The organism is Candidatus Kaelpia aquatica, from assembly GCA_030765335.1.
In the GTDB taxonomy this organism is placed as follows: domain Bacteria; phylum Omnitrophota; class Gorgyraeia; order Kaelpiales; family Kaelpiaceae; genus Kaelpia; species Kaelpia aquatica.
Genome location: JAVCCU010000009.1, coordinates 35,445 through 51,863, shown reverse-complemented (window position 1 = coordinate 51,863; position 16,419 = coordinate 35,445). Strand labels below are relative to the sequence as shown.

At 39.6% G+C, this 16,419-nt stretch carries 10 protein-coding genes and 1 tRNA gene; all 11 read left to right on the top strand.

The genetic code is table 11. From position 1 onward, the window contains the following. Positions 1-4 precede the first annotated feature (4 nt). The 11 genes from P9X27_01515 to P9X27_01465 all read left to right on the top strand — a co-directional run bounded on the left by P9X27_01515 (position 5) and on the right by P9X27_01465 (position 16,301). Positions 5-2,104: a sodium-translocating pyrophosphatase gene (locus P9X27_01515; GenBank protein ID MDP8253060.1), complete on the top strand. Its 2,100-nt coding sequence runs from the start codon at positions 5-7 to the stop codon at positions 2,102-2,104. 65 nt (positions 2,105-2,169) lie between these two features. After that, positions 2,170-2,889, top strand: a complete 720-nt coding sequence (locus tag P9X27_01510) for a flagellar motor protein MotB (GenBank protein MDP8253059.1) — start codon at positions 2,170-2,172, stop codon at positions 2,887-2,889. 16 nt (positions 2,890-2,905) lie between these two features. Continuing rightward, positions 2,906-3,277, top strand: a complete 372-nt coding sequence (locus P9X27_01505; protein ID MDP8253058.1) for a hypothetical protein — start codon at positions 2,906-2,908, stop codon at positions 3,275-3,277. A gap of 19 nt (positions 3,278-3,296) precedes the next feature. Next, positions 3,297-4,010 carry an isoprenyl transferase gene (locus P9X27_01500; GenBank protein ID MDP8253057.1) on the top strand — a complete coding sequence of 238 codons (714 nt, stop codon included), beginning with the start codon at positions 3,297-3,299 and terminating at the stop codon, positions 4,008-4,010. Continuing rightward, positions 3,997-4,818 carry a phosphatidate cytidylyltransferase gene (locus P9X27_01495; GenBank protein MDP8253056.1) on the top strand — a complete coding sequence of 274 codons (822 nt, stop codon included), beginning with the start codon at positions 3,997-3,999 and terminating at the stop codon, positions 4,816-4,818. The genes P9X27_01500 and P9X27_01495 overlap by 14 nt, the downstream gene beginning before the upstream one ends. Next, positions 4,815-5,954: a 1-deoxy-D-xylulose-5-phosphate reductoisomerase gene (gene dxr / locus P9X27_01490; GenBank protein MDP8253055.1), complete on the top strand. Its 1,140-nt coding sequence runs from the start codon at positions 4,815-4,817 to the stop codon at positions 5,952-5,954. The genes P9X27_01495 and dxr overlap by 4 nt, the downstream gene beginning before the upstream one ends. Then, a complete protein-coding gene (gene rseP, locus P9X27_01485) occupies positions 5,951-7,003 on the top strand; it encodes an RIP metalloprotease RseP (protein MDP8253054.1) in 1,053 nt (350 codons plus the stop codon). Before dxr ends, rseP begins: the two co-directional genes overlap by 4 nt. Beyond that, a complete protein-coding gene (gene ispG, locus P9X27_01480) occupies positions 7,000-8,043 on the top strand; it encodes a flavodoxin-dependent (E)-4-hydroxy-3-methylbut-2-enyl-diphosphate synthase (GenBank protein MDP8253053.1) in 1,044 nt (347 codons plus the stop codon). The genes rseP and ispG overlap by 4 nt, the downstream gene beginning before the upstream one ends. Beyond that, the gene (locus P9X27_01475) at positions 8,040-9,731 is read left to right on the top strand and encodes a proline--tRNA ligase (GenBank protein MDP8253052.1); all 1,692 of its coding nucleotides are present in this window, start codon (positions 8,040-8,042) and stop codon (positions 9,729-9,731) included. The genes ispG and P9X27_01475 overlap by 4 nt, the downstream gene beginning before the upstream one ends. Positions 9,732-9,788: 57 nt before the next feature. After that, positions 9,789-9,864, top strand: a tRNA-Asp gene (locus P9X27_01470). Between the two features lie 242 nt (positions 9,865-10,106). Beyond that, positions 10,107-16,301 (top strand): hypothetical protein, encoded by a 6,195-nt coding sequence (locus P9X27_01465; GenBank protein ID MDP8253051.1) that lies wholly within the window; start codon positions 10,107-10,109, stop codon positions 16,299-16,301. Positions 16,302-16,419 lie beyond the last annotated feature (118 nt).

Here is a 16,419-nt window from a genome sequence, read left to right as displayed (position 1 = left end):
AATTATGAAAGAGTTGTTTTGGCTAGCTCCGCTCGGTTCTATTTTAGCGCTTCTCTTCTCTGGAGCTATTGTAATCTGGATTTTAAGAAAAGATGAAGGAACCGAAAAGATGATTGAAATTGCTAGTGCGGTTCGAGAGGGAGCCAGAGCCTATTTAAAGAGGCAATATACTACGGTAGCAATATTTTTTCTCTTGGCCTTTGCTTTTTTAATGCTGATGGTCAAGCAAGGTTATATAGGAATTTTTGTGCCTTATGCATTTGTAAGCGGAGGTTTCTTTTCAGGTTTGGCCGGCTTTATAGGTATGAAAGTAGCGACAAACTCTAGCGCTCGCACGGCAAATGCAGCTCGCTCTAGTTTAAATTCGGCACTAAAAGTAGCATTTTTATCGGGCTCTGTAATGGGGCTTACAGTTGTTGGTTTAGGGTTGTTTTATTTGGTTGCCTGGTATTCTATACTCAGCTGGTTCTATTCTTCTTCTTCAGCTATTATAGATTCTGCACAGAGGCTTTCGATAATTACTTCTACTCTCTTATGTTCTGCAATGGGTGCATCTTGTTATGCGTTATTTGCAAGAGTTGGCGGGGGGATATATACTAAGGCAGCAGATGTGGGCGCGGATTTAGTAGGTAAGGTAGAAGTAGGGATTCCGGAGGATGACCCTAGAAATCCAGCGGTTATAGCAGATAATGTAGGTGACAATGTTGGTGACGTTGCTGGTATGGGGGCAGATCTATATGAGTCTTATGTGGGATCAATTGTAGCTACGATGGCTCTTGCTGTTACAGCTGGACTGGGTGTAGCTGGGGTTACAATACCGATGACTATAGCTGCTTTGGGCGTTATTGCCTCAATAGTAGGAATAGTCACCGTAAGAAGCAAGGAGAATTCTACTCAGTCTGCATTGCTTTGGGCTTTAAGAAAAAGCACTTTTCTTTCAGCCATTTTAATTGCAATTATGGGGTATTTTTTAATTACCCGAGTTTTAGGGCTTGAGTATTTAGGTATCTATTATTCGGTGATCACAGGGCTTTTGGCTGGTATTTTGATAGGGCTTTCGACCGAATTTTATACCTCACATAGGTATTCTCCAACACGTTCAGTAGCTAAATCAGCTTTGACTGGGCCAGCAACTGTTATAATTTCGGGACTCTCTGTTGGAATGGTCTCCACTCTTATTCCGATAATTACTGTTGCCGTAGCTATACTTTTGAGTTTTTATTTTTCAGGTGGTTTTTCTAACTTCAATCTTGGACTATATGGTATAGGAATATCTGCAGTAGGTATGTTGAGCACTCTGGGGATTACTCTAGCAACAGATGCTTATGGGCCTGTTGCTGATAATGCTGGCGGTAATGCTCAGATGGCTGGACTTCCTCCGGAAGTTAGAGAGAGAACAGATGTGTTAGACTCTTTAGGTAATACTACTGCTGCAACAGGTAAGGGTTTTGCGATAGGATCCGCTGCCTTAACCGCACTGGCTCTTATTGTGACTTATAAGGATAAACTTGAGTTTTTGGGTGCAGAGCTAAATCTTTCACTGCTAAACCCCAAAATTATAGTAGGCCTATTTATAGGAGGCATGCTTCCTTTTCTGTTCTCGTCTTTGATGATGAGGGCTGTTGGCAGTGCTGCTTCAAAAGTAGTTATTGAAGTTAGAAGGCAGTTTAGGGAGATAAAAGGTTTGATGGAAGGTGAAGCCAAGCCTGATTATGCGCGTTGCGTTGAGATTGTGACTCTAGCGTCACAGAAGCAGATGATCTTGCCAGCTGCCATAGCATTGCTCTCTCCTGTTTTGGTAGGAATACTATTTGGAGTCGAGGCCAACATAGGGCTGCTTATCGCGTCGCTTGTATCCGGCTTTGTTCTTGCTATTATGCTGTCTAATTCTGGAGCTAGCTGGGACAATGCAAAGAAATATATTGAAGAGGGCAACCTTGGAGGCAAGGGTTCTGACGCCCATAAGGCAGTTGTAGCTGGCGATACAGTGGGTGACCCTTGTAAGGATACCGCCGGCCCGTCTATAAATATTCTTATTAAAATAATGTCTATGGCGTCTATTGTATTTGCTGCGCTTATTCTTAATAAAACCTTACTTCCTTGACGACCAAAAACAGTAGTGTTAATATTTAAAAGTAATAATTTTAAGATAACCTTAGGAGGTGTCATATGTTTAAAAAGAGTTGGGTTGTTTTATTGGCCGTTAGTTTTTTAATTTCAGGGTGCGCTCTTACCTTTAAGAAAACACCGCCAGGTGAGATTGAAAAGGTTCAGGTTATGAGAAAAGAGCTACAGCGTCTGAGGATTGAGATTGAAAGGTTAAAATCTGAAAAAAATCAAGAGATAAGAGAATTAGAGTTGGCAAAAGAGAGCTTAGAGAGCAGGTTTAGGGAAGAGATAGACAATAGAGACGTAAAACTGTCTTTAGAAGAGAAAGGTTTGGTCTTAAGGTTTGTTGCTGAGGTATTCTTTGATTCCGGTAAGGCTGAATTGCGGCCTGAGGCAGATGCGATGCTTGATAAGGTTGCGGTATTCCTTGAAAAAGATGTACCCGATAGAAGGATTTCAATAGAAGGTCATACCGACAATGTTCCTATAAAATATTCACCTTGGAAATCCAACTGGGAGTTATCCGCAGCCAGAGCGTTGAGTGTGCTGCATTACTTTACTGATAAAAAAGGTTTAGACTCCGATCGCGTGCAGGCTACTGGTTATGGTGAGTATCAATCTATTGATTCAAGTGAAACCAAAGAGGGTCGACAGAAGAACAGACGTGTTGAGATAGTTGTGCTCCCCAAAAAGCTTACCAAGGTTCGGGCCGAATTTTTAGAGGAACTTGGTAAAGCGTTAGAGGATCGCCAGAGAAGAATTAAAGAGTATGCAAAATAATACAGGAGGGTCTTAAATGAGAAAGGTTTATACCGGTCTTATCCTTGTTTTAGTGCTTGTTCTTGCTTGGGCTCTGTTGGAGAGGAAAGAGAGGGTTGAGATTGCAAGGCAGTTCCATAAATTAGAATCAAGCTATCATGCAGTTGTTACAAATAGTACTTATCTGGAGGATAAGATCCAGAGTTTTCAGGAAAAACTTGATAACGTTGTTATCAGAAAAGATGAATTGTTTGAGGTTAACAAATCAAAAGAAGAGTACATAGATTCACTTGAAATAAAACTTAATAAAGCCATAGAGAGCATAAATAAGCTTAGAGGCAAATTGGGCAAACTAGAAGAGTTGCTAGCTGGTATTCAGGGTCCAACTGTGTCAGATGTTCAGCGATAAGATTTTTTAATAACCGTTCATGACTTCTATTACTGATGTTCCAAAACATATAGCGATTATAATGGATGGAAATGGTCGCTGGGCTGTTAAGAAGGGTCTTCCTCGCAGATATGGACATAGTAGGGGGGTAAAGTCTGTTCGAAGAACAATTGATTACTGCCTGGAATTAGGGGTAGAATATTTGACTCTCTATACTTTTTCAACAGAAAATTGGAAGAGACCTAAAAAAGAGGTTGATGCGCTAATGAAGCTATTGGAGGAAAAAATAGACAATGATTTAACTAGACTTACAGAGGAGAAGAATATAAGAATGCGTGTTATCGGAAATTGGAAGGCTCTACCTGGCGAGCTTCCTCATAAGATAGAGAAGATTATGCACAATACAGAGGGTTTCAACAGGCTCAATCTGACTTTAGCTATCAACTATGGTGCTCGAGAAGAGATTGTCAGTGCAGTAATCAGGGTTGCCAGTGATTTTAAATCTGACAAGATTAAACTTGCAGCGCTTAACGAATCTTTACTAAGCAGCTATCTTTATACTTTTGATTTGCCCGATCCTGATTTCTTGATTCGTACTGCAGGAGAGTATCGTGTTAGCAATTATTTGCTTTGGCAGATAGCCTATGCAGAGCTCTATACCACAACAAGATTATGGCCTGATTTTAGAAAGTCAGATTTAATAAGAGCTATAAAAAGTTATAACAAACGTAGGAGAAAATATGGATCTCTTTGATAGTAATTTAGTGAAAAGAATTATCAGCAGCATAGTAATACTCCTGTTTATATTCTGGGTTATAATGTTTGCCAAATTTTTCATATTTGCCTCCTTAATTATAGTGCTGGCTACGGTTGCACTTTGGGAGTTTTATAGAATTGTTGCAAAGAAATACGGCAGCATATATCCCGGCATTGGCTTTATAGTCTCATATTTGCTCTTTGCGATATCCTTAAAAGAGAACCTAGGTCTTGAATATCTTATATATCCGCTTTCCTTTGCATTAATACTGCTCTTCCTTTATCAGATGATAAGAAAGACCAATAAAGATGCGGCTTTATGTTTGGGGCTTACTATGCTGGGGTTAATATATATAACGATACCAGCAATATTTTTAATAAAGATTAGAATGCTCCAAAGCGGGACTGCTCTGGTGATATATTATATCTGTGTAATCAAAGCAACGGATGTAGGTGCTTATCTGATTGGCGTAAAGTTTGGAAGACATCCTTTAATTCCCAAGGTAAGCCCTAAAAAATCTGTAGAGGGTTTTATTGGCGGCATTGTTTTTGCAATGATGGTTTCCTATGGAGCCTCTATTTATTTAGGGATAATGTCTTTTTATCATGCTCTCGCCATAGGTTTTATTCTAGGTGTATGCGCTCAATTTGGTGACCTATCAGAATCTGTTCTTAAGCGCGATGCCGGAGTTAAAGACTCTGGTAAGACTATTCCAGGCCTAGGCGGTGTGCTGGATTTAGCAGATAGCATCCTGATAGCTCTACCGTTTTATTATATTTATATGCATAATTTTATAATTAAATGAAGAAGATTGCTATTTTAGGATCAACAGGCAGTGTTGGTAAGCAGACTCTTAGTATAGTTGCTAAAAGCGGCGGGTTTTTTAATGTGGTTGCTTTGGGCGCTGACAGCAATATAGAGCTTCTTACTCAGCAGGCACGAGAGTTCCAGGTAGATAATGTTTTTTTAAACAGAGCTGAAAATATCGGCAGATCTCCTCTTAAGTTTTTTAAATCTCAGAATGATTTTTTAAATTTTGCAGCAGATCAAAAGGTAGATCTTTTAGTTTTGGCTCTTTCCGGTACAGATGCAATAAGGCCGTTAATGTTCGCTCTGGAGAACGATATTAATTTGGCCATTGCAAATAAAGAAGCGATAATAGCTGCAGGATCTGTTATTAGCAGTATAAGAGCAAAGAGCAGCTCTAAAATCATTCCTTTAGATAGTGAGCATAATGCGATATATCAGCTTCTTAAGGGGGTTGATAAAAGCGAAATATCTAAGGTTTTTTTAACTTGTTCTGGGGGGCCGTTTTTGGATTTTTCAGATAAAGAGCTAGAGAACGTATCTTTGGATATGGCTCTCTCACATCCCCGCTGGGAGATGGGGAATAAGATTACAATAGATTCAGCTACCTTAATGAATAAAGGCTTTGAGATAATAGAGGCTTGCTATCTCTTCGGTCTCTCCTTAGACGTTATAGATGTGATAATTCATCCAGAAGCAATTATCCATGCCATGGTAGAGCTAAAAGACGGAACAACGTTTGCTGAGATGGCTGTACCTGATATGAGAATCCCTATAGCGCATGCTTTGGGTCATCCTAACAGGCTTGATTCAGGCTTGAGAATTGATTGGGGAAGCTTAGAGAAGATGAGCTTTAAAGCGGTAGCTAGAGATAGTTATCCAGCCTTAAGAATAGCTTATGATGCGTTAAAGCAAGGCGGAAGCTTGCCCGCTTTTATTGTTAAGGTCGATGAGATCATAGTCAATGAGTTTTTGAGCTCCAAGATAGCCTTCAAGGATATAATTCCTTCTATTGAAGAGGCTGTAAAGAGGCATAATGTTTTTGACCTAGGCTCACTTGGGGATATCGAAGAGGTTTTTAGGGATGCAGAAGAGATATCCGCTAATATTATAAAGGAGGTTGGTAAGATATGATTCTAGTTATTATTGCTTTTGGTTTTCTTGTATTTGTGCATGAGGCATCACATTTTATTGTTGCTAAGAGAATGGGCGTTACTGTTGAGGTTTTTTCGATCGGGTTTGGGCCTAAGATTTTCTCTTTTAAAAGATCTGGAACAGAGTATAAGATTTCACTTATTCCTCTTGGAGGCTATGTGAAGATGGCCGGTGAAAACCCTAGAGAGGATCTAAAAGGCGAGAAGAATGAATTTCTTTCTCAACCTCCTGGCAGGAGAAGCTTGATCGTATTAGGCGGACCTCTCGGTAATTATATTCTAGCCTTTATACTCTTCTTCATACTTTATAGCAGCGGTCTTCCTACAGCAGGCACTACTATAGGTGATTTTAAAGAGGGTTATCCTGCTCAAAGTTCGGGTTTAAAGATTGGTGATAAGATAATATCTGTTGATAGTGAGGAGGTTAAAAATTGGGAGGATTTAATAGCAGAAGTGCATCCAAGGCCGAATCAGGACCTAAAGATAACTGTAAAGCGTGATCAGTATGAATTTAGCTATACAGTTAAAACTAAAGATAATGAGATATTAGATTTAAACGGTCAGAAAAAAGTAATAGGATTATTAGGTATATTACCAGACGATAGAGATGTATTTATAAAGAAATACGGGCCTTATGAGTCACTTAGAGAGTCAGCGGTAACTGTTTTTAATGTCTCTGCTAATACTCTAAGAGCTATTTTGAATATTGTTATTGGCAGGCTATCTCTTAAAGATTCAGTCACAGGTCCAGTGGGTATCGTTCATATATCTTCTAAGATGGCCGATATGGGCATCAGTTACTTACTTTCCCTGATGGCATTAATAAATGTTAGTCTTGCAATATTTAACCTGTTGCCCATCCCAGTCTTAGATGGAGGTCATCTTCTCTTTATCCTGATGGAGAAGATTCGCCGTAAGCCGGTCTCCATTATTGTCCAAGAGAGGTTTACTCAGATAGGAATGGGTTTATTGCTTTCTCTCTTTTTATACCTTACTTATTTTGATTTAATGCGAGTATTTTTTAAATGAGAAAAAGAAGGGTGGTCAGGGTTGGCAATATTGAGATTGGAGGAGATAATCCAGTCTCTATACAGACCATGATCAAAAAGAGTCCTGATAAGTATTCTCAGATAATAGATGAGATAGCCCAATTAAAAGAAGCGGGCTCTGAGATTATAAGGGTTGCATACAGAGAAGAAGGCGAGGCTGGGTTCATAGAGAAGATTATCAAGGGGAGCCTTCTTCCTGTTGAGATGGATATCCATTTTGATTTTAAGCTTGCTCTTTCAGCTATAGAGCTGGGAGCAGATGCAGTGAGGATTAATCCAGGTAATATCTCAAAAGAGGGCTTAGAAGAAGTTGTATTGTCGGCTAAAAGGAATAATATTCCAATTCGAGTGGGAATTAATATCGGTTCAGTCCCAGAAGCTTATAGAAAAAAATATAATTCTGTTGACTCAATGCTAGAGCTGCTTAAGGAGTATTTAGAATATATGGAAGGTTTAAATTTTAAAGACATCTTTCTATCCCTTAAAGCTGATACTGCCATGGAGACTTACCTGGCTAATTTGAAGACGGCCTCTCTGTTTGATTACCCGCTGCATATTGGTGTTACTGCAACAGGGGCGGGAGTATCTGCGATTGTTAAATCTAGTATTGGCATCGGGGCTCTTCTTATGCAAGGAGTAGGCGACACCATTAGGGTCTCTCTTACTGATTCAACTTTTCGTGAAGTTGAAATCGCAAAAGAGATACTCTCTGCTTTAGGGCTTCGTAAGTTTGGGATTGAAGTTATATCTTGTCCTGGGTGCGGAAGGGCTCAAATTGATATATTGGATTTGGCTAATAAGGCAAAAGAAGAGCTGATCAAGATAAAGACAGAGAAGGGGCTAAAAGTTGCTGTTATGGGCTGTGAAGTCAATGGCCCAGGCGAAGCTAAGGGTGCTGATATAGGTATTGCAGGAGGAGTAAACTGTGCTATTCTATTTAAAAAAGGGAAGCAGATCAAAAGATTGGATAAAGCTGATTTGATAACTGTTCTGGTTCAGGAAGTAAGGGAAATGATATGAAATTTTCAGAATGTTTTTTGCCGACAATTAGAGAGGTGCCTAAGGATGCGGAGGCTATATCGCATCAGCTGATGCTTAAGTCAGGCATGATAAGACGCTTAGCTTCAGGGCTCTACTCTTACCTTCCTTTAGGTTTTAAAACTTTACTTAAGGTTATAGCTATAGTGAGAGAGGAGATGGACAAATCCGGAGCTCAGGAGCTGCTGCTTCCGGCTATACATCCTGAGGAACTTTGGCAGAAAACCGGTAGACTCTCTACGTTAGGTGAAGATATGATTCAGTTTAAAAACAGGGCTGGAAAGAATATGATACTGGGTCCTACTCATGAAGAGGTTATAACCTGGCTGGTCTCAGGAGAGGTTGAGTCTTATAGACAGCTGCCCTTAATACTTTACCAGATCCAAACTAAATTCAGAGATGAACCTAGGCCTAGATTCGGTGTAATAAGAACTTGTGAGTTTATTATGAAAGATGCTTACAGTTTTAATGCTAGCTGGGAGTCTTTAGATGATAGTTATAAAAAGATCTATCAGGCCTACTGTAATATATTTGAAAGATGCGGCCTTAATTATCTTAGCGTTGAAGCGGACCCTGGCATAATGGGGGGAGATGTCTCTCATGAATTTATGGCTCCTTCTGAATACGGAGAGGATAGGGTTGTGCTGTGCTCTGGCTGTAATTATGCAGCAAGCCTGGATGTTGCAAGGAGAAAAGAGGGTGTAGTTAGAAAAGAAGAGATCCGAGAAGATTCCATTAAAGAGGTCTATACTCCGGGCATTAGTTCTATTGCTGATGTCTCTAGGGCTCTAGGAGTTTCTATTGGAAAGCTGTTAAAAACCATAATATATAGATATGACACTGGTTTCATTGCTGTTGTTGTGAGAGGTGAGAGTGATGTTAATGAGGCTAAACTGCGTAAAAAACTTAAATCTAGTGAGCTTAGAATGGCAACAGCTTCTGAGATAAAGAGTGAGACCGGAGCAGATATGGGGTTTTCAGGTCCTTTAGGCTTAAAGTTAAGAATTATTGCTGATTTTGATGTTAGAGGTATCTCGGGTGCTGCTGCAGGAGCAAACAAAAAAGATTATCATCTAATAAACTTATCGGAAGGTAAGGATTTTAAAATAGATGAATTTTGTGATATCAGAAATGTTAAAGAGTCTGACTTATGTCCTGAATGCGGTAAGGCCTTAAAGATTCAGAGCGCGATTGAGATAGGACATATATTTAAACTCGGGAATCGTTATAGTAAACCTCTTGAGGCTCTCTTTGTCGATGGTAAAGGGAAGAGCAGTGAAATTATCATGGGTTGCTATGGGATAGGAATCAACAGAATAGCAGCTTCTTTTATTGAGCAAAACAATGATGCTAAAGGCATTATATGGAATTCTGCTCTAGCTCCTTATAAGGTGATTATTATAGCTACAAATATAGATGATGAGGAGATATTTCGGAAATCTAAAGAGATATATAAGTTTCTCAAGGAATCTGGCTTAGAGGTTATCTTTGATGATAGAACCATTCGAGCAGGAAATAAATTTAATGATGCAGATTTAATAGGCATTCCATATCAAATAGTAGTAGGTTCTAATTATATAAAAGAAGGCAAGTTCGAGCTTAGAAAAAGAGGTCAGGAAGTTTCGCTGGAACTTGAAAACTTAGATCAGATATTGGATAATCTGAAATAGTTAGATGTTGACAGATATAAAAAAATCTATTATTATTTGCATTCGTACCTCATTTACGGGGACGTCGTCTAGCCTGGCCTAAGACCCCAGACTGTCGATCTGGTGATCGCGGGTTCGATTCCCGTCGTCCCCGTCTTTAATTAAAACAGCAGATGTTAATGTCAGACTTTCTCCCACCCTTTGCTTCTTAAAGATATAATCGATTTTCCTAAGAAAGGGATATTTTAACTTTGGCTTGACAAGCAGGTATTTATAGTTGCATTTTTTAAAAGCATATTATATAATTTGCACTCTACATAAAACTTTGATTAAAATAGGGGCGTAGGGTTGCCGGGAATCCGATTGTTTTAATTGTTTGAGATATTTAGGGTTATAATGGTAAAAAAGATGATTTTTAGAAAACGTAATTATTGTCCAAAAATAATCGCAGTTTTTTTAACAACACTCTTCTTCTCTCTGCCAGCATTTTCCAGCGTTGACAACTCTTTTAGTATTCTAGATTCGAATCAAAAAGGAACGTTCAATATCGGCATTGCTCTGGGTTCAACAGATAGAGTATTTGACGAAGCCTTAGGCAAAGACATCTTAAGGTTTAAATACTGGCTACCTCAAGGGTCTATCGTAGGATTATGGACAAAAGATTACCCTGTCAGCTTAAACAAGAATAGTGTAGATGCCGTTAGAGTCTCCCTTAAGGCGCCTAATAAAAAACAGCTGGAAGAGGTCTCTGTAAAGATGGAGATTAAGGGCTCTAGGGCTATGCAGTCGATACCTCTTGATCTTGAGAATGATTGGAACTGTTTTCGGGCGGAGGTTGCTTGGAATACAATAGGCGATCTTAAGGAAGTATGTTTTGTTATAACCACTATCTCTAGTTCAGAAGAAGCTGTTCTCTCCGAAGGTGCTTCAGAGGATAAAGCCTTAGAAGGGTTTTTATACTTCGATGTTGAGTTTTATAAGCAGAGCTTTTTGCATAAAAATTATATTTTCTTTAGGTTAGCTTTAGTTCTCCTACTAAGTATCTTTATAGGTTTTTTTACTAATTTAGCAATTAAGCTTTTGAGGAGGAGGTCTAAAGAGAAGCATGCAGGGTCTAAGATTAAGGCCGATCTTTTAAGCGTCTCTATTCTTACTAGGTTAAAAAGAGATTTGCTTTATGGATTAACATTTACATTAATAACTGCTGTTGCTTTTGGGATATGTTACCTTGGTACAATATGCCCATTGAACAAGGGTTTTAGCTGGGAGTTTCTCTGTCTGGGTTTAGCGGGTGCAGTTATTGCAGGGCTACTTAAATTTACAATTACAGGCAGGCATCTTACTCCTCTCCAGGCATTTAAGAATGTTTTAATTGTTGGGCTTTTGGCTGCTTCTTCGAGCAGGCTCGGTATTTTATTTGCCCCTTCTAATTTTGGTCAGATTTTGATGCTGAATAAATATATTGCAGTTATTATCTTTTTGATTTATCAGGTATCCAATGCGCGTTCTTTAACGATTAATGGCAAGCATGTCAGGGCTCTTACAGGATTCTCTATCATCTTAACGCCCTATCTTCTTAACTGGTTAATGGTTTTGCAGACACCAATACTTCTTAGGCAGTTAGGTGATATTTTCACCTTGGGTATTTTGTCTTCATTTGAAGTGTTTTTAGAATACTTAGGCAGGGTCGTTATTGTGTTTGGATTTAATGAGGCTGCTGCCAATGGTTTTAGTCTGGTTATAAAGAGAGAGCTGCTTAAAAAACGTAAGCTCCATATTTTCATTTTGTTTATCTCTATCGGCGTTGTTATTGCACCTATAATTGCGAACTTAGGCTCTACTGCTAAAGTCGGGTCTCTACCTGAAGCGGTTAAGATCCCTGTGATTATATTGACTAGTATGTTTTCTTTTGCAGGACTCTGGGGAGTAATCTATTTCTTAACGGGAATGGCTCTTGATTATGGACGCAGGATAGCTCCTTCATGGGAAAGCGTGACTGAACATGTAAAGACAGGCGTAAAAAAGGGCATGGCTTACAGCGCTCTTCTAATGGGGTTTATATATTCAGTTTATCTGCTCCTGGATTTTAATTTATTACAACTAGCGGCAGAAAAGATCCCTCTTCTTTTAGGGATTTTTATCGGGGCTCTGACTCTACCGCTATTTAAAACCATTATAGAGACCTTTGATGGTAGCCTGCCTTTTTTCCAGAGAGCACGCTATAACTATCGTGACCATGTGCTTTATGCCAGAGGAGTTATTCTAGGAGCAGGAGTTGCCTATGCTTTAAGCAATGATTTCATTGACTGGGATATGTCAAATAGGGTTCTATTCGGTGCAGTTCTCGGTGTTTTCTGCTCTGCAGGGATAAGCATTTTAAGGGATGTTTCCTATAAGTTTAAATCTCAGGGGCGAATTCAATCCTGGAGACGGTATTTTGTCGATGCTATCCTAGGTGCTTTTATCGGTAGTGCGTTAGCTTTTTATCTCGATGCTTTACAGGTCCCTGTTGTTATAGAGAAGTTTAAGTTATATACAAGCTCAGGGTTTAAAGCCGCTGAATATATTACATATCCTTTAGTCAATAAGTGGGGGCGGATAGATTTGGGAAGCTATAGCGGCGGAGTTAGGCTGCTGTTTGATGAATCGCTTGCCGGAGTTATAAACTGGGCTGTAGCCGCTTGGTTGTTTGCGATCAATAAGGTCTTCCTCCTTGCTTTTTTTGAAAAACATAAAGCGCCGATTAAGTTTTTCTTCTCAAGAGAAGGTCTCTCTCAGCTTGTAGAGCATATGATATATGTTCTGCGTTGGGGTTTATGGATGTCGCCAATTATATTTACCTTCTTGCGGATGATGCCGGACCCAACATGGTATAACCAAGATGGAGCTATACGCACACTCTCTGCTATATACCACAATTTAACGATGTCAGATCAGGCGTTTAGGCAGTGGAGTCTCAATCTTTTTGTATATGTACTTGCTTTTGATTTCTTTCGAGTTCTTATCTGGATGGATCATATGGGGCTGCGTGTTGCAACGTTGGTCAACTTAAGTTTTATAGGGTTAGATAAGCTCGATGATAAAGTTGCGCGGTTTATTAAAATGGATACAGCTCAGCGCTATATCCCAGAAGCGGTCAAAAGGTTTTGTACTTGGGGGCCTCTTTTAATTCCGTTTTATATTCCAAGAGGCCAGGAGTGGAATTATGCTTGGAGTAAATCAATAGCTATGCGTGATTCTGCTGGAGGTAATTTCTTTGCTTTCTTAGAAAATATTGCTTTGTTTCAAGTACTGCTGATGTTCTTTATTGCCATTTTTATTTTTAGCGGAATATCGTTTTTAATTCGTTCTTTCAGGCGGCGTTCAAGAAAGAAATTTGTAAAAACTTATCATCTGGCTAATAAGATTGGATATAGGACATTTCTTAAGGAGAATGGGGAGATATATAGTCAGGTTGACCACAAAAAGAGCAGCGTCTATCCTCCGGAATATGATATTACCAGGCGGTCCTATGATCTCATAGATCCCTGCGGTAGGATCCTGTATTTAGTTGATGACTCTACTGATGCCACACAGCGCTATTGGCCTGTAGTAGGTAATTTCCCAGAAGATAAGTTTAAGCCTTCTAAGATTAAAACTAACCTAGATTCTCTTAAAGTTGTCAATTCTTCAAATGGTATTGAAACAACTGTTGATATAACTTTACCTGATCAGGAGAGCAGGGCAGAAATCTGGAAGATAAATATTAAAAATCTTAAAGATAGTAAGCGCAGTTTGAAAGTTGTTCCCTACTTAGAGTGGGTTCTTAACGGAGGATTGCATGATAGGTTTCATACTCAGTATGCGCGGTTATTTCCTCAGATGGAGTATATTAGCGGATTTAACACGCTTTTATCCTGGCAAAAATGTACTAACTCTATGGGTATTTTAGCAACAGATGTTTCTCCTGAAGGTATTCTATTTTCCAGAATGGATTTTATCGGTCGTGCTCAGAGCATCTGGCATCCAAGAGTGCTTGAGACTTTAGATTTTATGAAAGCCGAGAATACTGACTGCTATCCGACATTTGATCCAATTGGGAGCCTTATGCTTAATGTGGAACTTGATCCCAACTCTTCTAAAACTATACATCTTATGATTGGATATGAGGAGAGCCGCAGTGGCGCTCTTGATCTAGTGAAGAGATTGTTGAAACCTAAGCAGACTGCTGTAAATTATGAACCCAAGAGAGAGAAGAAGCTGCTTATCGGTCACGGCGAGATTCTTCCCGGAACACCACAGCCTTATTCTGAATATGTGGATAATGGAAACAAAATTTTAGTCCGCACTCCTTATACTCCCAGGCCTTATGATCATGCTATGTCTAACTCTGTGGGGCATTCTGTAATGGTCACAAATCGCGGTCTTCATACATCGTGTAACGGCAACTCTCAACAGAACCGCCTGACTCCAGACTGGCCTGATACGGTTACAAGAGAGATTCCTGGAGAGGCAATATACCTGTATGATATAGATGAAGACAGCTGGTACTCTCCAACCTATTTTCCGCTTAACGATAATAGTGTTAAGAACACATCTGAGTTCAGCGTTGACGGTAGCGCGGTGTTTCATATGAAAGGAAAGAATATTTCAACCGAGCTTACTGTATTTGTGCCGCCAGATGACCCTCTAGGTGTATATCTTTTAAAAATAAAAAACAACAGTGGCCGTAGAAAGAGATTTCGTATTGCTCCTTATTTCCAGATGGTGCTTGAATTTATGCCTGAACGCTCAGGTGAGTTATTGGTAAATCATGATAAAGATAATAATGTTCTCCTATTCCATAACCCGCGTAATATGTTCCGTAAAGGCTGGGCTTTTGTTTCAAGTTCAATCTCTTCTGAGAGTGTGGAGACAAAGAGAGGAAGGTTTTTTGGTTCGGGTAGAGGTGTAACCCGTCCATTTATGGTAGAGAAGGGTACAGCTGATAATACTCAGCTTTGCGACGATAGGCAGATAGCCGCTTTTTTAAGTACCTTGGATATTCCTGCAGGCGGAGATTGTACGATTGCATTTGTCCTTGGTCAGACAGATGAGAGAGAGGAGGCGCTTAGGTTAGCCAAAAAATACAAAAGCTTGGATTATGTTAATAAGAGCCTTGATAATACACGTAACTGGTGGTTGAATTTTGTAGGAACGGTAGAAGTTAAGACAAATCAAACCGAGTTTGATCACTACCAAAACTGGCTTAAATATCAGGCCTTAGCAGAGAGAATCTGGGCTCGGAGAGGTTTTTATCAGACAAGCGGAGCCTTTGGTTTTAGGGATCAGCTTCAAGACTCTGTGAATCTTATCTGGGTAGACCCTGCGTTAGCTAGAAAGCAGATTATTATCCATGCTTCTCATCAATTCTTTGAAGGAGATGTATACCACTGGTTCTTTACTCAGCTTGATGGTAGGACTGCTTTTGCTTGTCGTTCCCATGCTTCAGACAACCCGCTCTGGCTCTCTTGGGCTATCGTGGAGTATGTTAGGACTACCGGTGATTACTCGTTATTAGATGAGACGGCATCATATGTATGGTCAGAGTTTCCGTTTGCCGATTTGCCGCACAATAAAACAGGTTGGGGCCACATCTATCATCGTTCAACAAAAGCAGAATCTGTTTATAAGCATGCTTTAAGATCTATAGATCTTATTTTAGAAAAACGATTGGGAGAACATGGAATACCGTTAATAAGAACTGGAGATTGGAATGACGGTCTGGATGAAATAGGAAGCGAAGGACGGGGCGAGAGTGTATGGCTTGGGTTTTTCCTCTACTATATCCTAAGACACATGCTTCCTATAATTAAAAAAATAGAGGGTCATGATCGCAAAGAACACTATCTTAAAAAAATGCAGAAACTTGAGGACGCTCTTGAAGGTACCTGGAGAGAGGATAGATATTTACGTGCTATTCATGATGACGGTACAGAGATTGGAATAAAAGATAGCGGTGTATGGGAGATAGATGCTCTAACGGCTGCCTGGGCTGTTAAGTCGGGCGTAAATTTAGAAAGGTCGTTAATAGTGTTCCATACTGCATTAGAAGTGCTTGAGAAAGAAGATGTTGTTTTGCTTGGTTGGCCGGCATTGCATGAGGATACCAAGCCTTACCTTGGGAGGAGTTCTAGGTATCCTGAAGGGGTACGTGAAAATGGAATGTATTGTCATGGTGTGCAGTGGCTTATAAGAGCTTCCAGAGTTCTTGTAGAGCGTTTTGATAAATTGGGTGACCACAAGAAAGCCGATAAGTATAGAGCTATTAGCTATAGGCTCTGGCGTAAGATAACACCTATTAGTCATGTTGTAGGGGAGAAGATAGAGATCTATGGTGGTCAGCCTAATAAGCAGCCAGCCGATATTCTTACTAATTTCGAAGTTGGACGTATGATCTGGAATGGATATACTGGTGCTGCTGGCTGGTTGTTCCATCAATCGATGGAGAGTGTTATAGGAGCATCTCTTGTAAATAATAAGATTGTAATTCCAAATGACATAAATAAGCCTAGAGGCGAACTAAAGATAGAGAGGGTTTCCAGGGATATAAGCAAGAGCCCCTTAAGTTAGATTTCAATTGATTAATAGTAGTCTTTTTTAAAACTCTTGTTGATTTTTTAACCTTTAGTTGTTAGATTGTTCTATGTTTTTAAGAAAAGGAGGCAGTGATGAGTAAGAAACTGACAAG

Excerpts from the sequence above, each read along its gene's own strand:
- P9X27_01515 (MDP8253060.1), top strand. The coding sequence starts at position 5 with ATGAAAGAGTTGTTTTGGCTAGCTCCGCTCGGTTCTATTTTAGCGCTT.
- P9X27_01510 (MDP8253059.1), top strand. The coding sequence starts at position 2,170 with ATGTTTAAAAAGAGTTGGGTTGTTTTATTGGCCGTTAGTTTTTTAATT.
- P9X27_01505 (MDP8253058.1), top strand. The coding sequence starts at position 2,906 with ATGAGAAAGGTTTATACCGGTCTTATCCTTGTTTTAGTGCTTGTTCTT.
- P9X27_01500 (MDP8253057.1), top strand. The coding sequence starts at position 3,297 with ATGACTTCTATTACTGATGTTCCAAAACATATAGCGATTATAATGGAT.
- P9X27_01495 (MDP8253056.1), top strand. The coding sequence starts at position 3,997 with ATGGATCTCTTTGATAGTAATTTAGTGAAAAGAATTATCAGCAGCATA.
- dxr (MDP8253055.1), top strand. The coding sequence starts at position 4,815 with ATGAAGAAGATTGCTATTTTAGGATCAACAGGCAGTGTTGGTAAGCAG.
- rseP (MDP8253054.1), top strand. The coding sequence starts at position 5,951 with ATGATTCTAGTTATTATTGCTTTTGGTTTTCTTGTATTTGTGCATGAG.
- ispG (MDP8253053.1), top strand. The coding sequence starts at position 7,000 with ATGAGAAAAAGAAGGGTGGTCAGGGTTGGCAATATTGAGATTGGAGGA.
- P9X27_01475 (MDP8253052.1), top strand. The coding sequence starts at position 8,040 with ATGAAATTTTCAGAATGTTTTTTGCCGACAATTAGAGAGGTGCCTAAG.
- P9X27_01465 (MDP8253051.1), top strand. The coding sequence starts at position 10,107 with ATGGTAAAAAAGATGATTTTTAGAAAACGTAATTATTGTCCAAAAATA.